4 protein-coding genes are annotated in these 4,992 nt (G+C 72.3%); all 4 read left to right on the top strand.

Features of this window, described 5'->3' with window-relative positions; all coding sequences use genetic code 11:
* Window positions 1–212 precede the first annotated feature (212 nt).
* Complete coding sequence (locus AC1DUQ_RS17480) at window positions 213–1,841, top strand: methyl-accepting chemotaxis protein (RefSeq protein WP_477074225.1); 1,629 nt, start codon at window positions 213–215, stop codon at window positions 1,839–1,841.
* A gap of 11 nt (window positions 1,842–1,852) precedes the next feature.
* Window positions 1,853–2,965, top strand: a complete 1,113-nt coding sequence (locus AC1DUQ_RS17475; protein WP_477060062.1) for a substrate-binding domain-containing protein — start codon at window positions 1,853–1,855, stop codon at window positions 2,963–2,965.
* The gene (locus AC1DUQ_RS17470; RefSeq protein ID WP_477060063.1) at window positions 2,962–4,566 is read left to right on the top strand and encodes a methyl-accepting chemotaxis protein; all 1,605 of its coding nucleotides are present in this window, start codon (window positions 2,962–2,964) and stop codon (window positions 4,564–4,566) included. Before AC1DUQ_RS17475 ends, AC1DUQ_RS17470 begins: the two co-directional genes overlap by 4 nt.
* Before the next feature lie 75 nt (window positions 4,567–4,641).
* Window positions 4,642–4,992 (top strand): response regulator (locus AC1DUQ_RS17465; RefSeq protein WP_477074224.1); only part of this gene is annotated, 351 nt, incomplete at its 3' end.

Genomic DNA, 4,992 nt, shown 5'->3' with positions numbered 1-4,992 from the left:
GGTCAGGCGGTCGGCGAGCTCGCCCGGCTGTCCACCGACCTGCGCACCCGGGTGTCCGCCTTCACGTTCTGAGCGCGATCCGGACAGACCGATCCAGACCGACGCCCCGCCGCACACCCGCGGCGGGGCGTCGGCGCGCGAGGGCTCATTTCCACGGGAAGGCGGCCGATCGGTGGGCCGACGCCCGATCGCGCACCCGAGGAGCCAGCACCATGAGCACCACCCACCCGTCGAGCACCGCCCAGGCTTCTCGCCGCCCGGGCGCGTGGTTCCGGAACCGCTCGGTGCGCACCAAGATCCTCACCGCGATCCTGCTGCTCGCCGTCGTGGCCATCGGGTCGGGCGCCTACGCCGTCACCGCGCTGCGCGCCGCGGCGGCGGACTCCCAGACCCTCGCCATGATCCAGTCGGACATCGTCGGGACCCGGGTGAAGATCCAGCTCGGCCAGGCTCAGGCGCGGCTCATCATCGCCCAGCTGGCGGCCGTGGACTCGCCGACCGCCGAGAAGTCGTGGCTGGGCAAGCAGGACGCCAACGACGCCGAGATGGCGGAGGCGATGGAGGTGTACGAGGCCTCCGGGGCCGGCGTGGACCCCAACTGGCAGGCCTTCGTCACCGACTACGACGCCTGGCTCAAGGTCCGCGACGAGCAGCTGGTCCCCGCGGCGACCTCGGGCAACACCGTCCTCTACACCAACGCCCTCGCGATCGGTCAGCCGCTCGTCGACGCGTTCGTGGGCGACCTCGACAAGATGGTCGTCTCCACCGTCACGTACACGGACGACCTCGCGGACGCGTCCTCGGACGAGGCCAACCGCGCCGCCGTGATCCTGATGGTCAGCCTGGGCGTCGCCCTCCTCGTGACCCTCGTGCTCGGGTTCGTGATCGCCGGCAACGTGCTCGCCGCGGTGCAGCGCGTACGCCACTCGCTCAACGCGATGGCGGCCGGCAACTTCACGGTCCGCGCCGACGTGGTCTCCGACGACGAGCTGGGCCGCATGGCGCACGCGCTGAACAAGGCGCAGGACGCGGTGCGGTCCGCCCTGGCYGGTGTGGTGGAGACGTCGGAGACGGTGGCGGCGGCGGCGGAGGAGCTGTCGGCGTCGTCGGGTCAGGTGGCGGCGGGGTCGGATGAGACGTCGGCGCAGGCGGGTGTGGTGGCTGCGGCTGCGGAGCAGGTGTCGCGCAACGTGCAGGCGGTGGCGGCGGGTGCGGAGCAGATGGGTGCTTCGATCCGGGAGATCGCGCAGAACGCGAACCTGGCGGCGAAGGTGGCGGGTCAGGCGACGTCGGCGGCGGAGTCGGCGAACGATCAGGTGGCGCGGTTGGGGGAGTCCAGCCAGCAGATCGGGAATGTGGTCAAGACGATCACGAGCATCGCGGAGCAGACGAACTTGTTGGCGTTGAACGCCACGATCGAGGCGGCGCGTGCGGGTGAGGCGGGCAAGGGGTTCGCGGTGGTGGCCGGGGAGGTCAAGGAGCTGGCCTCGGAGACGGCTCGGGCGACGGAGGACATCGCGCGGCGGGTGGAGGCSATYCAGGCGGACACCACGGGGGCGGTGGCGGCGATCGGGCAGATCGCGGCGATCATCGCCTCGATCAACGACTATCAGCTGACGATCGCCTCGGCGGTGGAGGAGCAGACGGCGACGACGAACGAGATGTCGCGGGGGGTCGCGGAGGCGGCGACGGGSTCGGGGGAGATCGCGRTSAACATCGGTGGGGTCGCGGCGTCGGCGGCGTCGTCCTCGGAGGTGCTCGGTCAGATGGGTCAGGCGGTCGGCGAGCTCGCCCGCCTGTCCCACGACCTGCGCACCCGCGTCTCGGCGTTCCAGTTCTGATGGGCGCGTCGATGAAGCGCACCGCGGCCGCCCTCGTGGCGGTCGGCCTCCTCGCGACCGGCTGCGCCGGACCCGGTGCCGACGACGAGACCCAGCTGGTCGGGGTCGCGATGCCGACCACCGTGCAGGAGCGCTGGATCGGTGACGGCGAGAACCTGGAGGCGCAGTTCACGTCGCTCGGCTACGACGTCTCCCTGCAGTACGCCGACGACAGCGTGGACACCCAGATCGCGCAGCTCACCGCGATGATCGACGCCGGGGCGGACGCCCTGGTGGTCGGTGCCGTCGACGGCAGCAAGCTGCGCGGGGTGCTGTCCCAGGCGGCGTCGGCCGGGATCGCGATCCTGTCCTACGACCGGCTCATCCGGGACAGCCCGGACGTCGGCTACTACGCCTCGTTCGACAACTGGAGCGTCGGCGTCCTCCAGGCGAACGCCCTGCTGACCGGCCTCGGCGCGATCGACGCGTCGGGCGCCCGGACGTCCGCCCCCGGTCCGTGGGCGATCGAGATCTTCGCGGGCTCGCCCGACGACAACAACGCCACGGTCTTCTACCAGGGCGCCATGTCGGTGCTGCAGCCGTACCTCGACTCCGGCGTGCTCGTCGTGCCCTCGGGCCAGACCGACTTCGCCACCGTGGGGACGCCCGGGTGGAAGGGTGAGACCGCGGCGGCACGCCTGCAGACGCTGACCGGTCCGTACCTGGGCGGCCTGCACCTCGACGGGATCCTGGCCCCCAACGACGGCATCGCGATCGCGGTGCTCGATGCGGCGCGCTCGGGACTCGGCTACGGCGGGGACGGACCGGCGCTGCCGGTGGTCCCGGGCCAGGACGCCGAGCTGGCGTCGGTGCGCTCCATCGTCGCGGGCGAGCAGTACTCGACCGTCTACAAGGACACCCAGCAGCTGGCGGAGGTGGCCGTGCAGATGGTGCGCGCCCTGCTGGCCGGCGACGAGCCCGAGGTGAACGACACGACGTCGTACGACAACGGCGTGCAGGTGGTCCCGTCCTATCTGCTGGCCCCGCAGCTGGTCACGCTCGACAACTACCGCGAGGTCCTCGTGGACGGCGGCTACTACTCGCAGGACGAGCTGGGCACCCCGCCCGCTGGAGGATCCAAGTGACGACGACCCGTACGCGCGCCCGCTGGTTCTGGGACCGGCCCATCGGCGCCAAGATCGCGACGGCCCTGGTGGTGCTGGGCACCATGTTCGGGCTGGTCGGCGGCGCCGGTGCGGTCGCGCTCTACCGTGCGGGCGAGCACCTGCAGGACATGTCCGCGCTCACTGGTCGGCTGCAGTCCGCGATGGCGGAGCTGCGGACCGCGCAGGCGCGCAGCCACCTGCTGGTGCACCGGGCGGTCGAGGCGACCGACCCCGCGGTCCGCACCCAGCTGCTCACGTCGTCGGACTGGGTGGACGGCGACGTCGCGCGACAGATCGCCGTGATCGAGGAGTTCCCGCAGGCCGAGACCGCGCAGTGGTCCGACTTCGTCACCCGCTGGGACGCCTGGGTCGCGTACCGCGACGCCACCCTGGTGCCGTTCGTGCAGGCCGGTGACCAGGTCGGTCTCGCCGCGGCGATCCGGGCCAGCGCGGCCGCGGACCCCGACGCCGCCGGCCGCCCGCTCGCGCTCGCGCAGGGCCAGGTGGACGCGCAGGTCGACGAGATCCTCGCCGCCGGCCAGGCCGAGGTCGACCAGACGATCCTGGTGCTCGCGATCGCGTTCGTGCTCGGCGCCCTGTTCTCCGGGGCGCTCGCCGCGGCGGTCACCCGGCGGATCACGCGCGCCGTCCGGAGCGTCCAGGCGTCCCTCGACGCCATGGCGGACGGCGACCTCACGGTCGTCTCGCCCGTCGAGTCGGGCGACGAGACCGGCCGGATGGCCGCCTCGCTCACCCGCGCCCAGACGTCGCTGCGGGCCACGCTYGCGGGCGTCGTCGAGACGGCGGCCGGTGTCGCGGCCTCTGCCGAGCAGCTCACCGAGTCCAACGGGCGCGTGGCCGGTGCGGCGCAGGAGACCAGCGCGCAGGCCGGGGTGGTCGCCGCAGCGGCCGAGCAGGTCAGCCGCAACGTCCAGGCGGTGGCGGCGGGCGCCGAGCAGATGGGTGCCTCCATCCGGGAGATCGCGCAGAACGCGACCGAGGCCGCCAAGGTGGCGCACAAGGCGACCGGCGTGGCCGAGGCCACCAACCAGCAGGTCGCCCGGCTCGGTGAGTCCAGCCAGCAGATCGGCAACGTGGTCAAGACGATCACCAGCATCGCCGCGCAGACCAACCTGCTGGCCCTCAACGCCACCATCGAGGCCGCGCGCGCCGGGGCGGCGGGCAAGGGGTTCGCCGTCGTCGCGGGGGAGGTCAAGGAGCTCGCGTCGGAGACGGCCCGCGCCACCGAGGACATCGCGCGCCGGGTCGAGGCCATCCAGCAGGAGACGGCCGGTGCGGTGTCCGCGATCGCGGAGATCAGCGCCATCGTCACGTCCATCAACGACTTCCAGCTGACTATCGCGTCCGCGGTCGAGGAGCAGACGGCGACGACGAACGAGATGTCGCGCGGTGTGGCCGAGGCCGCGACCGGCTCCGGGGAGATCGCCGTGAACATCACGGGTGTGGCGTCCGCGGCCCAGAGCAGCACCGACGTGCTCGTGGAGGTCGGCGGACAGGTCGACGAGCTCGCGGTCCTGTCGCACCGCCTGCGCGACCGCGTGTCCGCGTTCACCTTCTGACCCGCTCACAACGCCCGCGCCCACGCCGATAGGCAGCACGACACCGGAATCCCGGTGCCCGACCCTGGAGGAACCGTGACGAGGATCCGCGTGCTGGTGGTCGACGACTCGGTCGTCGTCCGCCGACTCGTCACCGACGCGCTGTCGAGAGACCCGGAGATCGAGGTCGTCGGGGTCGCGGCCAACGGGAAGCTGGCCCAGGCGAAGGTGGCCCAGCTGGCACCGGACCTGGTGACCATGGACATCGAGATGCCGGAGATGGACGGCATCGAGGCGGTCCGCGCGCTGCGACGCTCGGGACACCGGATGCCGATCGTCATGTTCTCCACGCTCACCGAGCGCGGCGCGTCGGCCACGCTCGACGCGCTCGTCGCGGGCGCCCAGGACTACGTGACCAAGCCGGCGAACGTCGGCAGCGTCCAGGAG

This window comes from Cellulomonas sp. P4_B5_2 (assembly GCF_056402235.1).
This window is presented reverse-complemented; position numbering and strand designations above follow the sequence as displayed.

Excerpts from the sequence above, each read along its gene's own strand:
- AC1DUQ_RS17475 (WP_477060062.1), top strand. The coding sequence starts at position 1,853 with ATGAAGCGCACCGCGGCCGCCCTCGTGGCGGTCGGCCTCCTCGCGACC.